Annotated in this window: 23 protein-coding genes and 1 riboswitch; of the genes, 9 read left to right on the top strand and 14 right to left on the bottom strand. The window is 63.3% G+C overall.

The window, feature by feature from the left end; translation table 11 throughout:
• The first annotated feature begins 40 nt into the window (after positions 1 to 40).
• Entirely contained in the window at positions 41 to 181 is a 141-nt protein-coding gene (locus AC0L2B_RS03815) for a hypothetical protein (RefSeq protein WP_167366313.1), read from the top strand.
• A 59-nt stretch (positions 182 to 240) separates the two neighbouring features.
• Here the strand turns inward: AC0L2B_RS03815 and AC0L2B_RS03810 are convergent, their stop codons facing one another.
• Positions 241 to 945, bottom strand: a complete 705-nt coding sequence (locus tag AC0L2B_RS03810; protein ID WP_473744263.1) for a glutathione S-transferase family protein — start codon at positions 943 to 945, stop codon at positions 241 to 243.
• Positions 946 to 1051: 106 nt separating this feature from the next.
• On the opposite strand from AC0L2B_RS03810, the gene AC0L2B_RS03805 reads away from it, so the two are divergent.
• From AC0L2B_RS03805 to AC0L2B_RS03790, 4 genes are all read left to right on the top strand, one after another.
• Entirely contained in the window at positions 1052 to 1411 is a 360-nt protein-coding gene (locus tag AC0L2B_RS03805) for a winged helix-turn-helix transcriptional regulator (RefSeq protein WP_473744262.1), read from the top strand.
• A 237-nt stretch (positions 1412 to 1648) separates the two neighbouring features.
• Positions 1649 to 2770, top strand: coding sequence for a PspA/IM30 family protein (locus AC0L2B_RS03800; RefSeq protein WP_473744261.1), 1122 nt, complete (start codon positions 1649 to 1651; stop codon positions 2768 to 2770).
• Between the two features lie 5 nt (positions 2771 to 2775).
• Positions 2776 to 3396, top strand: coding sequence for an OB-fold-containig protein (locus AC0L2B_RS03795; RefSeq protein ID WP_473744259.1), 621 nt, complete (start codon positions 2776 to 2778; stop codon positions 3394 to 3396).
• 58 nt (positions 3397 to 3454) lie between these two features.
• Positions 3455 to 5155: a flotillin family protein gene (locus AC0L2B_RS03790; protein ID WP_473744258.1), complete on the top strand. Its 1701-nt coding sequence runs from the start codon at positions 3455 to 3457 to the stop codon at positions 5153 to 5155.
• Between the two features lie 177 nt (positions 5156 to 5332).
• On the opposite strand, the gene AC0L2B_RS03785 is transcribed toward AC0L2B_RS03790, so the two are convergent.
• Entirely contained in the window at positions 5333 to 6427 is a 1095-nt protein-coding gene (locus AC0L2B_RS03785) for an alkene reductase (protein ID WP_473744257.1), read from the bottom strand.
• A gap of 59 nt (positions 6428 to 6486) precedes the next feature.
• Entirely contained in the window at positions 6487 to 7308 is an 822-nt protein-coding gene (locus tag AC0L2B_RS03780; RefSeq protein ID WP_473744255.1) for an SDR family NAD(P)-dependent oxidoreductase, read from the bottom strand.
• Between the two features lie 75 nt (positions 7309 to 7383).
• Here AC0L2B_RS03780 and AC0L2B_RS03775 point away from each other — a divergent pair, with 75 nt between their 5' ends.
• Positions 7384 to 7947: a TetR/AcrR family transcriptional regulator gene (locus tag AC0L2B_RS03775; protein ID WP_473744254.1), complete on the top strand. Its 564-nt coding sequence runs from the start codon at positions 7384 to 7386 to the stop codon at positions 7945 to 7947.
• A gap of 101 nt (positions 7948 to 8048) precedes the next feature.
• Here the strand turns inward: AC0L2B_RS03775 and fixJ are convergent, their stop codons facing one another.
• The 5 genes from fixJ to AC0L2B_RS03750 form a co-directional block, all read right to left on the bottom strand.
• Positions 8049 to 8666: a response regulator FixJ gene (fixJ, locus tag AC0L2B_RS03770; protein ID WP_287216617.1), complete on the bottom strand. Its 618-nt coding sequence runs from the start codon at positions 8664 to 8666 to the stop codon at positions 8049 to 8051.
• Complete coding sequence (locus AC0L2B_RS03765) at positions 8656 to 10218, bottom strand: PAS domain S-box protein (protein ID WP_473744252.1); 1563 nt, start codon at positions 10216 to 10218, stop codon at positions 8656 to 8658. Before AC0L2B_RS03765 ends, fixJ begins: the two co-directional genes overlap by 11 nt.
• 122 nt (positions 10219 to 10340) lie before the next feature.
• The gene (locus tag AC0L2B_RS03760; protein WP_473744250.1) at positions 10341 to 10811 is read right to left on the bottom strand and encodes a group III truncated hemoglobin; all 471 of its coding nucleotides are present in this window, start codon (positions 10809 to 10811) and stop codon (positions 10341 to 10343) included.
• 45 nt (positions 10812 to 10856) lie between these two features.
• Entirely contained in the window at positions 10857 to 11021 is a 165-nt protein-coding gene (locus AC0L2B_RS03755) for a hypothetical protein (protein ID WP_473744249.1), read from the bottom strand.
• 61 nt (positions 11022 to 11082) lie between these two features.
• A complete protein-coding gene (locus AC0L2B_RS03750) occupies positions 11083 to 12288 on the bottom strand; it encodes a hypothetical protein (RefSeq protein ID WP_473744248.1) in 1206 nt (401 codons plus the stop codon).
• Between the two features lie 432 nt (positions 12289 to 12720).
• Between AC0L2B_RS03750 and AC0L2B_RS03745 the strand changes: the two genes are divergently transcribed.
• Positions 12721 to 13182 (top strand): CAP domain-containing protein, encoded by a 462-nt coding sequence (locus tag AC0L2B_RS03745; RefSeq protein WP_208602469.1) that lies wholly within the window; start codon positions 12721 to 12723, stop codon positions 13180 to 13182.
• A 68-nt stretch (positions 13183 to 13250) separates the two neighbouring features.
• Here the strand turns inward: AC0L2B_RS03745 and AC0L2B_RS03740 are convergent, their stop codons facing one another.
• From AC0L2B_RS03740 to AC0L2B_RS03720, 5 genes are all read right to left on the bottom strand, one after another.
• A complete protein-coding gene (locus tag AC0L2B_RS03740; protein ID WP_473744246.1) occupies positions 13251 to 15299 on the bottom strand; it encodes a putative bifunctional diguanylate cyclase/phosphodiesterase in 2049 nt (682 codons plus the stop codon).
• A complete protein-coding gene (locus AC0L2B_RS03735) occupies positions 15296 to 15937 on the bottom strand; it encodes a PAS domain-containing protein (RefSeq protein ID WP_473744245.1) in 642 nt (213 codons plus the stop codon). The genes AC0L2B_RS03740 and AC0L2B_RS03735 overlap by 4 nt, the downstream gene beginning before the upstream one ends.
• Positions 15938 to 16403: 466 nt before the next feature.
• The gene (locus tag AC0L2B_RS03730; protein ID WP_473744244.1) at positions 16404 to 17420 is read right to left on the bottom strand and encodes a FecCD family ABC transporter permease; all 1017 of its coding nucleotides are present in this window, start codon (positions 17418 to 17420) and stop codon (positions 16404 to 16406) included.
• Positions 17421 to 17449: 29 nt separating this feature from the next.
• Positions 17450 to 18397, bottom strand: coding sequence for an ABC transporter substrate-binding protein (locus tag AC0L2B_RS03725; protein ID WP_473744243.1), 948 nt, complete (start codon positions 18395 to 18397; stop codon positions 17450 to 17452).
• Entirely contained in the window at positions 18394 to 19206 is an 813-nt protein-coding gene (locus AC0L2B_RS03720; RefSeq protein ID WP_473744242.1) for an ABC transporter ATP-binding protein, read from the bottom strand. Before AC0L2B_RS03720 ends, AC0L2B_RS03725 begins: the two co-directional genes overlap by 4 nt.
• An 87-nt stretch (positions 19207 to 19293) precedes the next feature.
• Positions 19294 to 19498: riboswitch (cobalamin riboswitch) on the bottom strand.
• Between the two features lie 265 nt (positions 19499 to 19763).
• Here AC0L2B_RS03720 and AC0L2B_RS03715 point away from each other — a divergent pair.
• Positions 19764 to 20597, top strand: a complete 834-nt coding sequence (locus tag AC0L2B_RS03715; protein WP_473744240.1) for an AraC family transcriptional regulator — start codon at positions 19764 to 19766, stop codon at positions 20595 to 20597.
• 171 nt (positions 20598 to 20768) lie between these two features.
• Here AC0L2B_RS03715 and AC0L2B_RS03710 read toward each other — a convergent pair whose 3' ends face one another.
• Positions 20769 to 21704, bottom strand: a complete 936-nt coding sequence (locus AC0L2B_RS03710; protein ID WP_473744238.1) for a bifunctional helix-turn-helix transcriptional regulator/GNAT family N-acetyltransferase — start codon at positions 21702 to 21704, stop codon at positions 20769 to 20771.
• Positions 21705 to 21954: 250 nt separating this feature from the next.
• Between AC0L2B_RS03710 and AC0L2B_RS03705 the strand changes: the two genes are divergently transcribed.
• A partial coding sequence (locus AC0L2B_RS03705; RefSeq protein ID WP_473512915.1) for a co-chaperone GroES occupies positions 21955 to 22205 on the top strand: 251 nt, incomplete at its 3' end.

Raw genomic sequence — 22205 nt, 5'->3', positions numbered from 1 at the left:
CAGGATGGCCGCCCGTAGCTGCCACTTCAAGAGCGATGGCATGATAGCCGAATTCGATGTGCTTGTCGCGAATCGGGTGGGATTGAGCATGCGCGGCGCGGCACAGGCCGTGTTCGTGCCGCGCCGCTGGCGTGTGCTAAAGCGCGTCGCGGCTGAATGGATTCATTGCGACGCGCTTTAGGTTGTTTGTTTATGCATGTCGTTATCGCAAAACCGCCGCACACTTTTGCGCGACATGCATTAGGCACCAAAGCGTTCAATCACCTCGGCCAGCGGAACGTGGCCAAGGCAGGCACCCGAACCCGCCGGCGTTTCGCCGTCCTCGATGGCCTGCGCGTATCGCACGTCCGGATCGCTTTCGATCCGACGGCGCAGCGCCGCCAGCCTGGGATAGGCGGCGCCGTCGACCGCCTGGTGGAACTCCGCCCAACGTGCCACGCCGATCAGCGTGGTATCGGCCAGCGTCAGGCGGTCGCCGACCAGAAAGTCGGTGTCGCCGATCATCGCCTCAAGCCGGTCGTGGCGTTCGGCAACAGCCTGGCGGCCAAAGTCACGCAAGGTCGCCAGCAGGGCCGGTTCGGCCGATTCCATTTCATAGGCAGCCCAGAGCGGGGTGAAAGCGGCGGTGAAACCAGTGTTCACGAAAGCCATCAGCTGATGCATCCGGTCGGCTTCCGGCGAGCGCGGGTCGAAGCTGATGCGACGTTGCGTGTCGCGGGCTTCGAGCCAAGCGGCAATCGCCATGGTCTCGGTGAGCACTCTGCCTTCGTCGGTGATCATCACCGGCGTTTCCTGACGGCCGTTGATGCGGGCATAGGCGTCGTTCTTCATTTCGGTGAGCATGTCGACGCGGCACAGGCGGTAGGGCTGTCCGAAGCGTTCAAAAGCAGCGACGAGCCCCATCGAACTTCCCGCCGGGACGCCGTAAAGGAGGATAGGTTCCATTTCTTTGTCTCTTCCATGTTCAGGGATCACGCTGCGCAGCGAAGCTTGACCCTAAACGCTGGTCGTCCCATGTAAATTACGCACTGTTTTGTAACCAGGATCCGCCATGAAAGATGTCGTCTCAAGCTGCCCGATCGAAGAGGCCATGCGTGTGCTCAGCGGTCGCTGGCCGACCTTGCTGCTCTACTATCTCAAGGACGGGACCAAGCGCTTCAGCGACCTGAGGCGTGACAACCCCACCGTGTCGCACCGCATTCTGGCGCTGGAACTGCGCAAGCTGGAGGAAGCCGGGACAGTGCGGCGAACGGCGCATGCCGGCTATCCGCTACGCGTCGACTATGATCTCACGGCAGCGGGTCTCAAGCTTGTGCCGCTCATCGACGCCTTGGGCGACTGGTGGGAAGATACCGAGGACGATCGGGCCGGCCGGGTCTCATCGGCGCCAAGGCTGGTGGCGGCGGAATAAGCAGTGGGGAAAATTTGGCGATTGCAACTATACGTTGCGCAACTGCTTGGGTGGAATCAGCCGACCGGGCCGAATACCTCAGGGAGCGCGCAACGCCAGACGTTGGTCTACTGACCAACACCTGCGGTTACCAAACAACACACGTGTATTAACCCTCCTATCACTAAATCACGTTTTTGGTGATTGTCACTTGAAATCCTCTCAATCACTTGCTAGGTGATTGGGAGGGGGAACAAGATGAAGACGGCGCACTACAAGTTGATCCTGAGCCGCGCTGGCGAACGCGCCATCGACATGACTTTCGCGGCTTATGCCGTCATGCACGACATCCTGGATCGCACTGCCTCTACCCAGCGCACCAACACGTATGAACTCCAGAAGCTCGCCTATGAAGCGATCCGCGCCGAGACGGGCCTGCCGGCGCGACTGGTGACCAATGGCATTCGCGAATACGCCTCCGGCGCCTGGTCGTCCGATCGGCTGCCGCTCGACGACAAGCTCATGTCCTTCAAGGGCGTCGACAAGGTTTCGATTTCGACCGTCGAGGGGCGAGTGCTCGCGGGATTCCTGGCCACCGGCTACTCCGATAGCCAGGAGAAGGCGCAACTTTCCCATCTCGTACGGGATAACGGGGCCTATCTGCTCACCGTTCCGCTGTCGGCGGACATGCAACACAGGGAGATCGAAGCCATGCAGACCGAATCCATTTCCGGGCGCGTTTCGCGCCTCGCCGCCAGCCTGGTCGAAACCGTGATCGACGGCCTTGAGAAGAAGGCTCCCGAGGCGGTGGCCGAACAAGCGATCCGCGAGATCGACAAGGCCGCCGACGAGCTGAAATCCAACCTCGCAGCGCTGATCGCCGAGCGCAAGCGCTACACCCTGCAGAAGGACGACCTGACCGAGGAACGTGAGGGGCTGGACCAGAACATCCGTATCGCCCTGCAAGAGGGTCGCGAAGACCTCGCACGGGCCGGTATTGGCCGTCAGGACGACATTGACGCGCAGGCCGCCTCTATCGACAAGCTGATCCAAGATGTTGATGTGCGCATTGACGAAGCGCGAGGCGCGCTGAGCGCCGCAAGTGCGGCCCGCCGCGATTCCGAGGAGCGGGTGAAGATAGCGCGTCGCGCCCGCGAGGCGCAGAACCCGGGCACGGCAGGCAACGCTGGCGGCGGGTTCCGCAAACCCGCACCAGAGGATCGCATTGCGGCCGCGCTTTCCAGCGTGGCGCGGCTAACCGACCTGCCCGCTGGCAAGCCGCGCGACAACGATCTTGTCGAACTCGAAGAATTTGGGCGCCAGCGCCGCATTGACGACCGGCTGGCGGCTCTGCGCAGCGAACTCAAGGGTAAGAAGTAGCGCCGATGGCAGAAATTCTCCACGCGCCGGCGCTCTATCTCTATCCATTGCTGGCAGGGATGTTGCTGGGTGTCCTGCAGATCGTCCTGTTCTTTGTTGGAGCCGGGCATTTTGACCATGGTGGCGGCGAAGACGGCGCGGTCGACCACCTCCTCGACGCCACACATCTGGGCGACGTATTCGATTGGTTGAATTTCGGTCGGGTACCCTTCGCCATCCTGATACTGCTTCTGCTGGTCACGTTCGGCATGGTCGGCATCATGCTGTGGCAGATCTTCCCGGCCTTGCCGGCATGGAGCTACGCTTTTGGCGCGGCGCCGGCGGCGGTGATGGTCACGAAGATCACCGGCGGCTGGATCGCTCATCTCCTGCCGCAGGACGAGAGCTACGCCGTCAACCACGATCATCTGGTCGGGCGTCGCGGCACGGTCACGCTCGGGCCGCTGGACGACGGTCGGCCCGGCTCGATCCGGGTGCGCGATGAGCATGGCGAATTGCATACGCTGCGGGCGCGGCCCGCAGACGCGGGAATGAAAATCGAGAAAGGCGCCTTGGTCGTGGTGGTGAAAGCCGCCGAGGGACCCGGTCGTGTCTGGCTCGTAATGCCGTTCGAGGAGCATATCTAGCCAGAGCGCGCACTGGGCAAAGCCGAACATCAAACACTTTCAAATCTGGGGGCAAGGTATGGACAATATAGTTCAATTTCTGATCTGGGCCGGCATCGTTCTCTTCGTGATCGCGGTGATCGGCTTTGTGCTCGGGCGGCTCTACCAGCGCGCCGAGCGTGACGAGGCCTTTGTGCGTACCGGCGTCGGCGGCCGCAGAGTGGTCAAAGACGGTGGCGCGCTGATCCTGCCCATCTTGCATGCGCTGGCGAAGGTCAAGCTCAACACGGTCAAGCTGGTGGTCGACCGCCGCCGCGAGGACGCCTTCATCACCTCTGACCGCATGCGCGTCGACATCCGTGCCGAGTTTTACGTACGCGTCGACGGCACGGATGACGGCATCGGCCTCGCTGCGCAGACGCTTGGCGACCGTGTCAACGACCCGAAGGCGATCCAGGATCTGGTGGAAGCCAAGCTGGTCGACGCGCTGCGCTCTGTGGCCGCGCGCAACACGCTCGATCAACTGCATGAGAATCGCTCAGACTTCGTGAAGGCGGTGCAGGATGCAGTCGAGACCGATCTGCGCTCGAACGGGCTGGAACTGGAATCGGTGTCGTTGACGGGCCTCGACCAGACGCCGCGTGAGTTCTTCAACGAAACCAACGCCTTCGACGCCGTCGGTTTGGCCAAGCTGACAACCATCACCGAACAGCGCCGCAAGGAGCGCAACGAGGTGACGCGGAAGACCGAAGTGGCGATTGCCGAGCAGGACCTGAACGCCTCGCGCGAAAAGTACGCGTTGAAGCGGCAAGAGGAAGAGGCGCGGCTGGAGCAGGAGCGCGACGTAGTCTCCAAGCAGGCCTCCACCCGCTCCGAAATGGCCAAGGCCGAGGAAGCGGCGAAGCTCGCCGAACAGGCCGCCCAGATCGCGCGCGAACGCGAGATCGCCGAGCATGCGGCGGAAGCTCAGCGCGCCAAGGAAGAGGCGCGCATCAATTCTGAGCGCGAGGTTGAATTGTCGCGCCAGAACATGGCGGTGGCCATCGCCAAGAAGAGCCAGGAAACCAGCCAGGCTGAAGCCAAGGCCCGCGAGGCCGAGGCGCTGACGGTTGCGGCTGAAGAAAAGGTGCAGACGGCGCGCGAACGCGAAATTGCCGACCGCGCCCGGCAGATCGCCGTTCTGCAAGCGCAGGAAGCGGCGGAATCTGAGGCTGTGTCGGTGACAGTTGGCGCGAGCGCCGAAAAAGCAGCGGCGGAAGACCGCGCCGAGGCAGCGCTGGTGGAAGCCCGCGCGGCAGCGGAAGCGATGAAGGTCCGCGCCGAAGGCGTAATCGCGGAAGGCGAGGCCGAGGCCGCCACCATCCGCGCCACGAACGACGCCCGCAACCTGCTCTCCGACCGGCTGATCCAGCTTGAACTGACGCAGGCCCGGATCACCATGCTGCCGGAAGCACTAAAGGCGCTGATGGAGCCGGCGAGCCGTATCGACAGCATCCGCGTGTTCGACACGGCGGGATTTTCGGGCGGTCGCTCGGGCGGCGAAGGCGGGCGTTCGGGTCCGGGCGATCTGGCCGACCAGCTGCTGAAGTTCACCGGCAACAAGTCTCTGATCGACGCGCTCCTGAAGGAAGCCGGCATCGCCGGCGCCGGTGGCTCTCTGAAGGATCTGGTCTCGACGCGGCCGCGGGAAACGGATGCTGACGGGGCCGATCTGTTCGAGGAGGCAGACGGGGAGGACGACGCGCTGGTCGTCCCCCTGGCTGGGATACCGAAGGCCTGAACTGCCCAAAACGCTGATTTGATCGGGCGTGGAAACAATCCACGCCCGGTTTATTTGGCCGCCAGGATTGCGCTTATGTCAGGCAGGCGGCCTTGCCGCCACCGTGCTGCCCACCGGCGAAGGCGGCGGCGCTGGTGTCGACGTGGGATGGCCGCGCGGGCGCGGCGCTCCGATGGCTCATGGCCGGCTTGAAGCGGCGATCGCGGGATAGTCGGTATAGCCGGCGGAGCCGCCGCCATAGAGCGTCGCCTGATCGAACGTGGCCAGCGGCGCGCTCGTCTGCAGCCGTTCCACAAGGTCGGGATTGGCGATGAACGGGCGCCCGAAGGCGAACAGGTCCGCCTTGCCCTCGGCGAGCCGCGACGCGGCGAGCTCGAGGTCATAGCCGTTATTGGCGATATAGGTGTTGTTGAAGCGCCGGCGGAGCGATCCGAAGTCGAACGGCGCGACATCGCGCGATCCGCCCGTGGCGCCCTCGACGACATGGATGTAGACGATGCCCAAAGCGTCGAGTTGTTCGACGATATAGTCGAACTGTGCCTGGGGGGCGCTGCTCGAGACGCCGTTGGCGGGCGAGACGGGCGAAATCCGGATGGCGGTGCGCTCGGCGCCGATCTCCTCGACCACCGCAGTCGCAACCTCCAGCATCAGCCGGGCGCGGTTCTCGACCGATCCGCCATAAGCATCCGTGCGGAGGTTGGCGCCGTCCTTGGCGAACTGGTCCAGCAGATAGCCGTTGGCGCCGTGAATCTCGACGCCATCGAAGCCGGCCTCGATGGCGTTCGCAGCTGCTTTGCGGAAATCCTCCACGATGCCCGGCAATTCATCCAGTTCGAGTGCGCGGGGCTCCGAAACGTCGACAAAGCCGTTACCGACGAAGGTCTTGGTCGCGGCCCGGATCGCCGAGGGCGCGACAGGCGCGGCGCCGTTCTCCTGCAGGTCGACGTGCGAGACGCGACCGACATGCCAGAGCTGCAGAAAAATCCGCCCGCCCTTGGCGTGCACGGCGTCGGTGACCTTGCGCCAGCCGCCGATCTGAGCCTGGGAGTAGATGCCGGGGGTGTCCTGGTAACCCTGTCCCTGCTGCGAAATCTGCGTGGCCTCGGAAATCAGCAGGCCGGCCGACGCGCGCTGGCCGTAATACTGTGCGGCGAGATCGCCTGGAACGAACTCCGGGCCGGCGCGATTGCGCGTCAGCGGCGCCATGACAATACGATTGGAGAGGGTCAGCGAGCCGAGAGTATACGGCTCAAACAGCGTTGTGCTTGTCATGGGTCACCTTTGTTTGTCCCCGCCGCGGCGGGTCGTTATCGAAATGGGTTCGTTGGTGCTCAGGCGACCGTGCGGTACCGCTCGGCGGGATGCTGGTTCCCATAGTTCGGCAGCATGGCCAGGCGTGCGGCCTGAAGCGCGTCCCACTGCCCGGCATCGGGTAGCGGCGGGATGGTCACCAGTTCGCGGCGGTCGAAGCCGACCAGCGCCGCATCGACCAGATCGCCCACCTCCATCACGTTGGAAAGCGCGTTGACGTCGGCGCCGACATGTCCCCAGATTTCCGTTCGCGTCGTGGCGGGAAGCACGGCCTGGACGTAGACACCCTTCGGCGCGAGCTCGAGACTGAGTCCCTGCGACAGAAACAGCACGAAGGCTTTGGTTGTGCCGTAGACCGTCATGCCGAACTCCGGCGCCAGGCCGACCACGGAGCCGATGTTGACGATCGCCCCTTCGCCGGCCGCCGCAAGACGCGGGGCGATGGCGCTGGCTAGCCGCAGAAGCGCGGTGGTGTTGAGCGCAACCAGCCGCGCGACGTCATCGGTGCTCTGCTCGATAAAGCTTCCGCCGATGGCCGTTCCGGCATTGTTGACGAGGATCCCGATGCGGGCGTCGTCGCGCAGCCTCGTCTCTACCGTTGCAAGCTCGGCAGCCTGCGTAAGATCAGCCTGGATGATGTCGATCGCCACGCCATTTTCCTGACTTAGACGGGCCGCCAGAGCCTCCATTCGTGCCGTGTCGCGGGCAACCAGCACAAGGTCGTGCCCGCGGCGCGCGAAGCGCTCGGCATAGGCGGCTCCGATGCCAGTGGAGGCGCCGGTTATGAGGACTGACGGAATGGTCATGGCATTGCTCTTTTCGCTGATGGACTCTATATTCATGACGATCATCATGATTGCGTTCTAAATATGATACCCATCATGTAAATGTCAACGGCACCGGCGGAGGATTTTGAAATGAAGGTCAGTCGGGAACAGATGGCGGAGAACCGCCGCCGAATTCTGGATGTTGCCAGCCGGCTGTTTCGCGACAAGGGGTTCGACGCGGTCAGCGTGGCGGAGGTGATGAAAGCCGCTGGGCTCACCCATGGCGGCTTCTATGGCCATTTCAGCTCGAAGGACGACCTGATCGCCCAAACCCTTGCCCATGTCCTCGCCGCGGACTCAAGCGGAGGGGGCGACCTTCGCGCCTATGTGGATGACTATCTTTCGCCCCGGCATCGCGACAATGCCGCCGGTGGTTGCCCGACAGCGGGCCTTGTTGCGGACATCCGCCACCAGACCCCGGCTGCCCGCTCGGCCATGACCGAAGGCCTTCGCTCGCAGATCGACCATATCGGCAAGACGCTGCCGGAGTTGGATCCGGCAGACAGACGCCGCGCAGCGATCGGATGCTGGGCAGCGATGGTGGGGGCAGTGATCCTCGCCCGGGCTATCGACGATCCGGCGCTTGCGGATGAAGTTCTGGAACAGACGCGTGCCTGGATCGATACCGGAATCAGCCAAGTGTCTGCCAGATAGGCGGTCTGCGGCCCGGCTTGCGCCATCGTACTGCCCGCCGAAGGGCGCTGGTGTCTCGCCTTATGCAGGCAAAAGACGCAGAACTTGGCCCTCCAGCGCGGCTACTGGGCAGAGCGGTCGGCCAACAACGCCAGCCGGACCAGCTCGGACAGGCTCTTCGCCTGCATCTTCGACATGACGTTGGCCCTGTAAATTTCGACCGTTCGCGGGCTGATGCCAAGGTCGTGCGCGATCACCTTGTTCGCCTTGCCGTCGACGAGCAGGTCCAGGACCTGGCGTTCGCGTTCTGTGAGCGATCCTACCCGCCTCGCCGCATCCCTGACGTGTGCGCCATCCTGGATGGTCTTCGTCCGGCGGCCAAGCGCGGAGCGGATCGTCGCGATGAGCAGGTCGTCATCGAACGGCTTCTCGATGAAATCGATCGCGCCCTCCTTCATTGCCTCGACTGCCATGGGCACATCGGCGTGGCCCGTCATCACGATCACAGGGAGAAGCGAGCCACGAGCCTTCAGCCGGCGCAGGAATTCGATGCCATCGATGCCCGGCATCCGCACGTCGGTAACGACGCAGCCGGAAGCCGAACCCTCCACGTTTTCCAGGAAGGCGGAGGCGGATTCGTGCAGCCTGACCGCAAGGCCGTCCGACGCGAGCAAAAATGCGAGAGACTGGCGGACAGCCAGATCGTCATCGACCACATGCACCACTGCTTCAGCCTGCATCGGAAAGCTCCTCTCGCTCCACGGACCGGAGCGTGAAGCGGAACGTGGTTCCCTGTCCCGGGGCGGACTCGGCCCAGATCTTGCCGCCGTGGGATTCGACAATCGTCCTGCAGATCGACAGGCCCACTCCCATGCCGTGCTTCTTGGTCGTCATGAAGGGCTGGAAAAGGCGGTTTTGCACCTCCGGATCGATGCCGGTGCCGCTGTCCTGAACGCTCACCTCAACCAAACCGTTTTCGACCGCTTTCGTTGCAATGACCAGCTCGCAGCGGCCACTCTCGCCCATTGCCTCCATCGCGTTTCGAACCAGGTTGAGGAGAACCTGCTGTATCTGGATGCGGTCGGCCAGGACCAGCGGAGCCTGCGGGTCCAGCCGGAAGCTGACACGGATGCCCTGTTCCTTGGCGCCGACCAGCGCCAGCGCGCTGGCTTCCTCCACCAGCTTGGGCAGGCTCTCGACGTGGCGCTCGCTTTCCCCCCGGGCAACGAAGTCGCGCAGGTGCCGGATGACCTGGCCTGCCCGCAGCGCCTGGTCCGCCGCCTGGTCCACCGCGTCCCGCAGCATCGGCACCTCGCTGCCGTCCATCCGGCCGAGTATCCTGCGGCAGCCCTTCAGGTAGTTCGCGATCGCAGTCAGCGGCTGGTTGATCTCGTGGGCGAGAGTCGACGACATCTCGCCCAGCGCCGTGAAACGGGACATGTGGACGAGTTCCGACTGGAGTTCCTGCAGGCGGGTTTCGGTCTGCTGGCGTTCGGTCAGGTCGCGGATGAACCCGGTGAAGTAGCGGACGCCGCCGGACCGCATTTCACCCACCGCGAGTTCCATCGGAAAGGTCGAACCGTCTTTACGCTGACCGACGACCACGCGTCCGATCCCAATGATCCTGCGTTCGCCAGTCCTGAGATAGCGGTGCATATAGCTGTCGTGCTCCTCGCGATATGGCGAGGGCATCAGCACCTTGACGTTCTCGCCGACGACCTCTTCAGCCCTGTAGCCGAATAGCCGCTCGGCCGTGGTGCTGAATGACTGCATCCGGGCTTCTTCGTCGATAACGATCATCGCGTCCGGCACCGTCTCCAGGATCGAACGGAGATGCGCCTCGCGCGCATTGTGCGCCGCCTCCGCCGCGATCCGTTCGGTGATGTCGCGGATGACAAGCGCGAAGCCGCCTGCCCCGGGCTCCGCCGCCGCAGGCATGTGCGCGATCTGGAAATCGGCGGTGAACGAAGATCCGTCCTTTCGGATGCAGACCCGCTCTCCGGCCTGCCGCCGGCTTTCACGCGCCCGATCGAGATCGGCGGCGGGCTTGCCGGAGGCGATGTGTTCCTGCGGGTACAAAAACGAGTGACTCAGGTGCAGGACCTCGAGCCGTGGCCAGCCCGTGATCTGCTCCGCCCCGACGTTCCAGCTCTTGATCCGCCCCACCTCGTCGAGAACGGCCATCGCGGTGTCGGCGACGAAATCGACCAGGCGCTCCGCGTCGCTGGTTTGGCCAGCCTGGGGAATGGTTTCGTCCGGCATTCCGGAATCCGTCTGCTCGCGTTTCTGCATTGGGGCATGGCTCCTCACAGAGGGTACGGCGGGGACAGCAGGATCGCCAGTCCTGTAGCGTAAACCTGCCTTCAATATCGGCGGCACTGGGTGCACATTGGCAGCCGCGAACGGGTCTCGCCTCAGGCCGTCTTCGGGCGATCCATCTCAGGCCTGTAGAACAGTCCGATTTGGAAGCTCTGCGCGATGCGCTCCGCCTTGGCGCGGAATGTGGCGCCGACGCCCTCCTCGAAGATTTCGTCCACAGTCTCGCCGAACAGTTCCAGCCATCTCTCGAAAAGCTCGGGCGTGATGCCTTTCACCCGCGTATGAGCGGCCAGCGGATTGCTCTTGTAGCGCCCCGTCGCCAGCATGAGGGAGGACCAGAAGTCGCACATCGTTGCCAGGTGTGCGCTCCACTGCTCCGGCGCGATGGCTGCCTCGAATACGGGGCCGAGTTCCCCGTCACCGCGTACTTTGGCGTAGAAACAGTGGACGAGGCGCTCGACCGCCTCTTCGGAAACCGCCGCCAGACGGCCGGCACGGCCCATCGCCAGTTCCTTCACCGGATGTTTGCGGCTGTATCCTGCGATCGAATTCGTGCGGTCGTCCATGTTCGCATCCAATCATCTGAAGGCTTGGCTGGTTATAAAAGCTGGTCATAAAATGAGAAGCGCGACACCGAGCGTCACCGTGCCCCAGACCAGCATGTTGATAAAAGACCGGAACAGCCCACCGTCATCTTCGATGCTGATCCCGCACGTCTGCAGCACGAGGGTTCCGGGATAGAGGAAAAGCTCCAGGAGCAATCTGAGAAGGCTCATCGTCATTCCTTTCGGGAGGTCATTCCTTTCGGGAGACGGGGACGACCCGGTCCTCCGCGTCTCAATGGCTATGGGTTGCCGGCTGCACCGCCTTCGCACTGCCGGGACCGTGCGGATGCTCCGCGCTGTCGGAGTGGGTGGAGGTGTTCCTCAAGGTGGCGTTCGCCTCGATGCCGTAGAATGCTGCATGGAGACCCCAGTAGCCGGAGGCAACCGCCACGAGCGCCAGGGACAGGGCTGCGGGCACGGTGACCATGCGCCGCGTGCGAAGCGCCGGAAGCGGAGCGGTGGTGGCCTGGGCGGCATCCTTGCGGACCGGATCGACGGCGATCAGGACCAGGGCAGCCATGATCATGGCGTGGCCGATGAGGTCGATGCGTCCGAAAGGGTATACCGCAGTCGTGAAGATGACGAGCAGCGAGATCGCCGAGAGGCGCCGCACCAGCGGGCTCCAGATCAACCCGAATCCGAGCGTGAACTCGGCCACGCCGGCCATCGGGATGAACACGTCCCGCGGCAGGCCGAAGGTCAGAAACGGCTTCTCTTCGACCAGCGGGTAGAACCACTCCGGATAGGCGAACTTCTCGAGGCTCGACCACATCAAAGCAATGGCCACCCCCCAGAAGAGCACCGCGAACCGCTTTTCGCGCCAGCGCTGGTCGTCGAGGAATGCGAGCAGGAGATAGCCGGCCACGCCGACGCCGAGGGCAAGATAGTCGAGCAGGTGGAAAAAGTCATAGTCGCGTAGCGCGATCAACCACAGCGCGATGATGCCGGCGGCCGAAAACGGCATGGTCCGGCGCGAGAAGATGCCCGCGGCGATCGCCAGTTGCGCCCAGGACACCAGTTCGGACGGCGTCTGCAGGTCCGGGGTGAGATAGACCCCGCCGACTGCGAAGATAGCGACGAAGAACGCCGCGGTCGCGGCGCGCATGAAATCGTCGGCCCGGAGCGCGACAGGGGCGGTCACACGGTCCATTGCAGCAAGGACGTTCTGGCCGAGCGAGCGGCGCTCGATCGCGATTGCGATCAGAAAGAATGCCAAAACCAGCGCGATCCCTGCCCAGAACCATGTGTTGGTCAGCGTCGCGGCGATCGGCTGAGGCGAAGCATCGACGATATAGGGCGCGAACCATTTGACGTGCGCCGCCGCCGGGCCGGACGCCGCGACCAGCGCGGCCGCTGCAAGCAGGAGCGGGCGTTGAAGGACAGTGCGTTTGAACCGAACGCTTGTCAGTTGGATGGTTGCGCGGACTTCGGATGGCATGTCGGATCTCCGAGATGTTGAGCGGCGCCCGCTACTCAGCCGTGGAGGCGGGCATTGTCGGCACAGAACGCAAGCCAATTGCTCGGCGTCCTCGCCTGTCCCGATATTTACGGCCTCACTCTGCTTCCGGAAATTCAGGTGCTTCGCCTAAGTAATGCTACGTAGGCAGAATAGGCGCACCCCAATTTCCGCCAGGGTGCGCCGGATTGAAATTGGAAGATCAGCTTGACGCGAAAACTGGTATTCCGTCTCGGGACCACGCGCCGGATCCACCAGTGGGACGACGGACGCAGCGAGCGAGATTTCTGAACGCCTGCCCGGCAAAAGCCACTATTGCCGCTATGTCAGGCAGGCATGACGCTCACCGGCACCGCCAATCAACCATCCCTAGAACCCCGCCCTGACGAAACGCGCCCGACGCCAAACAGGCGAATGCTGCTTAGGGCCGTCGGCCTTGCCGCGCTGGCCGGGCTTGCCGCTTGTGCCACTGTGCTGCCCACCGGCGAAGGCGCCGGGGTCTCCGCCTCCGCCGTCGGCACCCTGGCGGGCATCCGCGCCTCAGCCGGCCTCGAACCGCTTGTCCCCGACCGTCAGCTCGAACAGGCAGCCCTGCAGCAGTCCGGCTATATGGCGCGCGGCGGCCGCATGACCCACTCGACCGGCTGGGGCAAGGGATTTGCTTTGCGCGTCAAGGGCAACGGCATTGCCGGTGCTGCCGCCGAAAACATCGCCGAGGGCCGTTTCGATCAGCAGAAGCTGTTCGACATCTGGATGCATTCGGCCGGCCACCGCCGCAACATGCTCGACCCCCGCTTCACCCGCTTCGGCCTGGCCTATGTGCGGGACGGCCGCGACAGCTCGCGGCGTTACTGGAGCCTTGTCCTGGGCAAATAGCAACGCGGGCACAGGCCAATCCGCGCTGACGGCAATGCCCTTGGCTGAGGGAGATCATCGTCGACCCGTCAATCCATGGGTTCGCCACTGAGCATTTTCTCGATGTCAGGGGCCGAAACCGGCTCGCTGAAATGATAGCCCTGCATTTCATCGCAGTTGTTCTTGCGCAGGAAGGCCACCTGATCGTCCGTTTCGACGCCCTCGGCAATGACCCTCAGATTCAAATTTTGACCCAATGATATTACGGCGCTGGCGACAGCCTGGTCGTTTTCGTGAGCAGCGATATCGTTGATGAACGACTTGTCGATCTTCAGCCGCGCCACTGGAAAGGTCTTGAGCGCACTGAGGCTGGAGTAGCCTGTTCCGAAATCGTCGATCGAGATCTGAACGCCCAGGTTTTGCAGCTGATTCATCGTTGCGACCGCCAGGTCGATATCCTGCATGATCAGGCTTTCGGTCACCTCCAGCTCGAGATATCTGGCCTCGAGACCGCTGACTTTCAGGGCATCGGCGACGCGGCCGATCAGGTTCTTTTCCCTGAATTGCCGCGTCGACACATTTACGCAGACGGTCATCGGCGGCAGGCCGGCATCCTGCCATGCCTTGTTCTGCCGACAGGCCTCGTGCAGGACCCAATCGCCGATCGGCACGATCAGACTTGTCTCCTCGGCCGTCGGAATGAAGGCGTTCGGTGCTATCATGCCCCGCGTCGGATGATTCCAGCGAAGCAACGCTTCGACGGCAAAGACGAGGCCCGACCGAAGGTCGACCTGCGGCTGATAAAACAGCGTGAATTCCGAACGGGCCAGGGCGTTACGCAAGTCCTCCTGAAGCACGAATTTCTCATGCGCTCTGGTGTTGAATTCGGGAGCGTAGAACTGGAAATTGTCGCGGCCGAATTCCTTGGCGCGATACATGGCCGCATCGGCATTGGCCAGCAGCGTGTCGGGGTTGGTCCCATCCTTGGGGTAGCTGGCGATGCCGATACTGGCCGTAGCCCTCAGCCGATGTGCTCCGAGCTGAACCGGCTCTGCAATCGCCGCCCGAATGGCTTGCAGGGTCTCGGAGATGAGATCGACATTCGTCGGTTGATCGAACAGAACGACGACGAATTCGTCGCCACCAAGCCGCACGACCGTATCGGTCGCCCTTACGCTCTCGACGATACGGCCGGCTACGGTCTTCAACAGCTCGTCCCCGGCATTGTGGCCAAGCGTGTCATTGACGAGTTTGAAATTGTCCAGATCGATGAACACCACCGTCACCCAGCGATCGTATCGCTGCGCGTAGAGGATCGCCTGCGAAAGCCGGTCCTCGAGCAGAGCGCGATTGGGCAGTCCGGTCAGCACATCATGGTTGGCCATGAAGTGGATCCGATCTTCGGCCAGCTTGCGCTCGATGGCGATCCCGGCAATACGCGTCGTGAAATCGATGAGCCGGGTCTCGGCCGCGGTCGGCTCGCGCACGGTCGTCGAGTACATGGCAAAGGCGCCCAGCACAGCGCCCTGGTGCGACACGATCGGGGTCGACCAGCACGAACGGTAGCCATAGGTCGCCGCCAATTCGCGGTGATCGTGCCAAAGCGGGTCGTGCATGATGTCCGCGACAATGACCGGCTCGCGCCGGTAGGCAGCGGTTCCGCAGGATCCCATTTTGGGGCCGATGGCGATCCCGTCGATGGCGCTCGTATAGGCCTTTGCCAAGCTCGGCGCGGCGCCGTGCCGCAAGTGGCTGCCATCCTTATCGAGCAACAGGACGGAACCGAATATCCCCGTCAACTGAGACTCGGCGAGGCGCATGAGGCAGTCGAGCACATCTTCGAGCGGGGCGCTCGTCGCGATCATTTCCAGTATCTGCGCCTGCCCGTCTCGAAGGGTGTCCGCTTGCTTGCGGGCGGTGATGTCGTGGGCGATGCCGACCAGACCGAAGATATCGTTTTGAACATTGCGCAACGGCACCTTCGTCGACGAAAACCATTTGCCGGCGCCTGACGCATCGACAACGAACTCTTCCTCATCGATCATCGGCTGTCCGCTGCGCAGCACGCCTTGCTCGACGGCGCGAAACTTCTGCGCAAGGTCGGGGGCATGAAGATCGGAATCGGTCAAACCGATCATGTCACTGGTTTTGGCCTTGCCGCTGTCGGAAGCAATGGCCTGTTGGCGACGACGAAGCGGCTTTCGGTGTCCTTCACCCACAGGTAGTCGGGCACCCAGTCGATCAGCGTTTGCAGCGAGATGCGCTCGTCGACGATCAGGCGATTGGCGGTGAGTTCCGTTATGTCCTCATGCGTGGCCACCCATCCGCCGTCAGGCATCGGCTGGTGGCAGATCTGAATTGTCCGGCCGTCGGTGAGTTTGGCGGTCCAGTTTCTCAACGTCGTGCCCGAATTGACCGCCCGGGCGAATGCGAGATAAGCGTCGCTGGCCATCGCGGATGTCCCGGCAGCGATGCGGCGTTCGACGATTTCGCCCAGCGTCCGGCCGGGGCGCAAGTGTTCGGGCGCGATGCGGTAAATTTCCGCATAGCGGCGGTTGCACAGGATCAGCCGTTCAGCGGCGTCGAAAAAGCAGATGCCTTGCGAGATGTTGTCGATCGCCGTCTCGAATCGCAGCGCCTGCTGCTCGAGTGTTGCGATCGTAGCCCTGAGTTCGCGCTCGAGCGTCTCGTACGAGGAGCCCGCCAGTTTCGCCAGCGTGGCAAGCTCGGTCGGTTCGGGCGCCTGGGCGGCTTGCCTCGATGGTTTCGTGACCAAACACAGTTCCTCCGGTTCGGCGCCTGGCGCAAAGCAAGGAAAGCTCGCTGCAAGCTGAGCGACCGCATAGTGGTCCAGATATACTAATGGCAGGTGAACCGGGTCGATGCCGACCGGGGGATGGCGCAGTTCTTGCCTTCTCCCCTTGTGGGAGAAGGTGGATCGGCGCGCAGCGCCGAGACGGTTGAGGGGTGCTGGCCGGAGTGCTGTCGGTTCCAAGCTGGAGCACCCCTCATCCGGCCGCGGAGCCTGTCCTCGGGCTTGCCGGAGGCAAGACCCGTGGGCGGCCACCTTCTCCCCAACAAGGGGAGAAGGGGGAGCCAATCTCGTGCAGGCCCATCGCACATGATGGCCGATCCTGCCGGTGAAAATCTCGACAGGCGGTTCGGCGCGCTGCGCCGGTCCCAGAGGTCAGTCCAAAGACTCGGCATTGTGCCAGAAGCCGGCAAGTGTGCATGGCAGCCCATCATGAACGATTGCGAATGAGCATGGTGACCACGAAGAAAGCGCCGACCGAACTGGTGATGATGCCGATCGGCAGTTCCTGCGGCGGCAGCAGCGTGCGCGCCAGAAGGTCGCTTGTCAGCAGCAGCATCGCTCCGAAGAGGGCGCAGCTTGCAATCAGGCGCAGATGCAACGGGCCGGCCAGGGGCCGGGACAGATGCGGGATCATCAGCCCGACGAAACCGATGACACCTGCGACCGAGACCAGGATCGCCGTCGAGAAGGCAGCGACGAGAAACGCCGTCCTGCGCATCCGCACAACCGGCACGCCGAGGCTTTCGGCAGCATTCTCGCCGGCCAGGAAGGCGTCGAGCTTGCGATGGTTCCACAGGCCATAAGCAAGAATGGTGCACGCGCCAAGAGCAGCCAGCCCGACATTGTCCCATCGCGCCAGGCCGAGCCCGCCCATCGTCCAGAACAAAACCGAGTGAGCGGCGCGCTGGTCTCCGGCGAAGACGAGATAGTTGGTCAAGGCAATGAACATGAACGAGACGGCAAGCCCGGCCAGTATCAGCCGTTCGGGGCCTTGCCCCCTCACCCGCGAAACCAGCAAAAGCACGATGCCGGCGGCCAATATGCCGCCGGTGAAGGCGGCAACCGGCAACGTCCAGATGCCGAAACGGTCGCCAAAAATGGTGATGACGGAAACAGCACCCGCCGCCGCACCGGAGGAAAGGCCGAACAGGAACGGATCGGCGAGGTCGTTTCGGGTTACCGTCTGCAGCAGCGCGCCGATGACGCCCAGCCCGGCGCCGACACAGATCGCCATGATGGTGCGCGGCAGCCTGAGATCGACGACAATCTTGGCAACCGGGATCTTGGCGACCGGGATATTGCCGACCGAGCCGGGCACGAGGTCTCCATCCAGCCCGGCCGCATGTCCGAGCGCAGCAATCACGTCGCTCAACGCTATGACCGTCGATCCATAGGCGATCGACAGCAGAGCAAGAGCGGCGATTGCTGCCACTCCTGCTGCCATGGCCAATTCGAACGCCCTGTGGCGCAAGCTCAGAAGGCTTCCGGGTGCATCGCGCTGGCGATCTTGCCGATCGCCTCGATGTTGGCGGGTCCGGGCGTCAGCTCGGCATAGCGCAGCGCGACGAAGCGCTCATTCCGGACCGCGTCGGTCTCCTTCATTGCCGGATGGACTTTGAGGAAGTCGAGCAGTTTCCTGTAACCGCCGCCGTCCTGGTAGTCGAGCAGGATCAGGAACTGCGGATTGCGGGAAGCGACCGTTTCCCAATCCGTGTTGCCCCAGCTCGTCTGCATGTCGGCCATGATGTTGTCGCCGCCGGCAGCGGCGATCATGGCGCTGGGGATCGCGAACTTGCCTGATGTGAAGGGTTTGTCTTCGCCGGAGTCGTAGAGAAACACCCGCGTCCCCTCGCGGTCGCCGACCTTTGCCGTGATATCGGCGAGTTGCGCTTTCCAGCCTGAAACGAGTTTTTTCGCCTCGGCCCCCTTGCCGAAAATCCTGCCCAGCTTTTCGATGTCGCCGTAGAGCAGGTCCATCGAGGCGGCGGGGCGGTTGTTGTCGAGATGGACGCAGCTTTCCGTCAGCACCAGCGTCTTGATGCCGTGCGGCGCCAGCGTATCGGGCGTTACCTCGCCGCCCGGCTTCATGCCGTAATACCAGCCGGCGAAGAAGAAATCGGGCTCGACCGCGACCAGGTTTTCGAGCGTCGGGTATTTCGGCGCAAGTTCCGGAATCGCGCCCTGCCCGGCCTTGAATTCCGGATCGACCTTGTACCATCCGGTGATGCCGGTCAGGCCGACGATCGACGGTTGCAGCCGCAGCGCGAAGGCCATCTCGGCCATGTTCATATCCTGGATGACGGCGCGCTTCGGCGCGGCGTCGAACGTCAGCGGTGTGCCGCAGCTGTCGACTGTTACCGGGAAAGCGAAGGCGGCCTGGGCAAGCAGCAGAGAGGCAAAAGGCAATGCGAGGCGTTTCACGGGTGTTGCTCCTTGGTTAGATCAGAAGAGGCACGGTTCGGGACTTCGAACACCGTGAGTTCGCGGTCTTCGGTGGGATGGCGCAGCCGAAGCACCTCGACGCCGAAAATCTCGCGGATCAACTGCTTGGTCAGCGCCTCGCGCGGACCGGCGAGTGCCTGCAGGCGGGCCTCGTTCATCACCGCGACCCTGGTGGCAAATGGCGTGACCAGCGACAGATCATGCAGCACCGCCACGACGGTCATGCCAAGCTGCGATACGAGTTCGAGAAGTTCGCTGCGGGCGCGCGGATCGAGATGATTGGTCGGTTCATCGAGGAACAGGATTTTCGGCTCCTGGGCGATGGCGCGCGCCAGTTGAGCGCGTTGCCGCTCACCACCCGACAGCGAGCCGATGGTGCGGCCGAGCAGCGGCACCAGGCCGGTTCTGCGAAGCGCTTCGACGACGATGTCGCGTTGCTCGCTCCTGCGTCGCAAGCCGGCATGCGGGACCCGCCCAAGTCCGACGTAGTCGATCACGGCAAGCCGCGGATCGGGCTGACCGGTCTGGCCGACGACCGCCATGTGCAGCGCCCGCTCGGCGGCCGGAAATGTCTCCAGCCGGCGTCCGGAAAATCTCACATCTCCCCCGCTCGGACGCAGCGTGCCGCATAGCATGCGCAGCAGCGTCGTCTTGCCGGCGCCGTTGGGACCGATGATGGCGAGGCGGTCTCCCGCCGCGACCGAAAGGCTGACCGCACTGACCAGGCGCTGGCCATTCGCCGTGGCGCTCAGTTCACGCGCTTCAAGAAGAGGCTGGCAGGCGTCCAACTTACCGTCACTTTCTCAATGGCGACGGAAGGAAGCTGGACCGGCCGACAAGACCGATGTCCACGTCTCCTCCCGGCACACCCCGTCCGGTCAACTCGTGCGATGGCAGGTCTCCTGGCTCGCGGGTCCTTGCGCCATCCTGCCTTCCCAGCCTTGCCGGCCAGTGGCATTTTCGGATTTTGCTCGCCGCTTACAGTTGCGGGGGCAGCCACGGCCTCGATCCGAAAATCTCACCGTGTTCCCTTTTCACCCCTCGCCTTTCGGCTTGGGGACCATCAGTCAGCGACCCTAGTTTTCCGCCAATCCCAGCGCAATAAATTTCCGGGTTCCAGAGTGCCCCGCGAGCAATGGTCTTGTCAGAACGAGCATACCGAATCTCGTAATGTAATAACGTTACTACTTAAAAGACAACGCCTGCTCCCGTCAAGCCCTTCGCCCAACGCCTTCGACTTGCCGACCACCGTCGCATTGCGCGGTGCGCAATTTCGATCAAACTGCCTCCACCAGCAAGCGATACCATGACCTGGCCAATGCGCAGTCCCACAGCAAGGAGCCATATGAACCCGACCGAGAAAGCGCTGTGGTTCGTCGAAAGCCATCTGCCGGAGGCCATCTCGCTCGACGATGTCGCCAACAGCAGCGGTGTGTCGCGCTTTCACGTGACGCGGGCTTTCGGTGCGGCGACCGGACGTTCGGTGATGGGCTACCTGCGTTCTCGCCGGCTGACCGAGGCGGCGCGCAGGCTCGCCGCCGGCGCACCGGACATCCTCTCGGTCGCGCTCGACGCCGGCTATGCCTCGCATGAGGCTTTCACCCGTGCCTTCCGCGACCAGTTCGGCACCACGCCGGAACTGGTGCGCGCGCAAGGCTCGCTCAAAAACCTCGATCTCGTGGAGCCGATCCTGATGGACCAGTCCTTCCTCGCCAATCTCGAGCCGCCGCGTTTCGAAACCAGCCGGCCGTTCCTCATCGCCGGTCTCGGCGAGCGCTACAGCTGCGAAACCAGCGCCGGCATTCCGATGCAGTGGCAGCGGTTCGGCCCCTATGTCGGCAACATTCCAGGCGAGGTCGGCGACATCGCCTATGGCGTCTGCGTCAACGGCGACGATGCAGGCAATTTCGACTATATCGCCGGCGTCGAGGTGTCCGATTTTTCGGACCTGCCGAAGGGGTTTTCGCGCGTACGCGTGCCGGCGCAGAAATGCGCCGTGTTCGCCCATCGTGACCACATCTCGACCATCCGCCGCACGGTCAACACGATCTGGAACAAATGGCTGCCGGCCTCCGGGCACAAGATTGCCGACGCGCCCGAATTCGAGCGCTACGGTCCCGAATTCGATCCGCGCAGCGGCAATGGCGGGCTGGAAATCTGGATACCGGTCAAAGGGTGAGGAAGCCTCCGCCTTGTCTTGCCTTATCCCCTTGTGGGAGAAGGTGGCCGCGAAGCGGCCGGATGAGGGGTGTTCCAGCTTGGCACCGCCGGCGATCCGGCCAACACCCCTCAACCGTCTCGGCGCTGCGCGCCGATCCACCTTCTCCCACAAGGGGAGAAGGGAAAGACGCTACAACTCCAGGTTCCAGTTCTGGCCGACCAGATCCTTGCCGAAGGCGTGGTGGCGCTGCTGATTGGCCAGCTTGAACCCGGCCGCCTCGTAGATGCGGCGCGCTGAAGTCAGCACGTCGTTGGTCCACAGCGTTAATTTCTTGTAGCCCTTGGCACGGGCAAAGCCGATGCATTCCTCGACCAGCCGCCTGCCGATGCCGAGACCGCGCGCCGAGGGCTCGACATAGAGCAGGCGCAGCTTCGCCACCGCGTCCGACTGGCGCACGAGAAAGACCGAGCCGACGACTTCCCCTTCCCGCTCGGCGATCCAGCTGCGTTCCCATTTCGGGTCGTAGGATTTGACGAAAGCGCCGAGGATTTCGGCGACCAGCGCCTCATAAGTTTCGTCCCAGCCATATTCCTGCGCATAGAGCAGGCCCTGGCGATGGATGATCCAGCCGATGTCGCCGACCTGCAAAGACCGCAGCATGTAAGGGACCTTGGGCTCTGCACTTTCGCCCAGCAGGCGCTGCACCGTCTGCATCGCCTTGACCAGCCTGTCCTGTTCCGGTGCGGAAAGCCGCTCGAGCAGGGCCGCGACCTGATCGTGCGAACCCTGGTTCAGCGGCGCGAACGCCGCTCTTCCCGCCGGCGTCAGCGCAATCGACGAGCGCCGAGCATCGGCTTGCGTCGCCACGCGCTCGACCAGGCCACGCTCCTCGAACTTTTTCAGCAACCGGCTGAGATAGCCGGGGTCGAGCCCGAGATCGCGCGCAAGATCGGTGGCGGTCAGGCCATCGCGATGCGCCAGTTCATAGAGCACCCGAGCCTCGGTCAGCGAGAAGGCGCTTTTCAGCAGCCCTTCGTCGAGCAGCCCGATCTGGCGGGTGTAGAAGCGGTTAAAGCCCCGCACAGCATCGATCCGCTCCCTGCCGGGTTGATGATGAATCGTCATGGTATCCTCCTGCCCGCACAAGATCAACCATTTAGTTGACTTAGTCAAGTATCAGTTCGAAGCAGGCTGCGGCTGTCGATCAGCTCACTCAGCGCCTTGACTCTCGCCAGCCACCGGCTTATCTCACCGCCACGTTAGCACTCGCCATTGGTGAGTGCTAAGCGTAGGTCCGGCGCCGCCGGGCTTATAGGTTTGTCCGGCGCCGCCGGACGGAGGAACTATTCTCACCATTCTCACCGAGGAATAAAAAATGGCAAAGTCGAAGTTCCGCCCGCTTCATGACCGCGTGGTCGTACGCCGGGTTGAATCCGAATCCAAGACTGCCGGCGGGATCATCATCCCCGACACGGCGAAGGAAAAGCCGCAGGAAGGCGAGATCATCGCCGTTGGTTCCGGCGCCCGCGACGAAGCCGGCAAGCTCGTCCCGCTGGACGTCAAGGCCGGCGATCGCATCCTGTTCGGCAAGTGGTCGGGCACCGAAGTCAAGCTCAATGGCGAAGA

This window comes from Mesorhizobium sp. WSM4815 (genome assembly GCF_055811575.1).
Note: the sequence above shows the minus strand (reverse complement) of the source record. Positions and strands in the feature narration are given on the sequence as shown.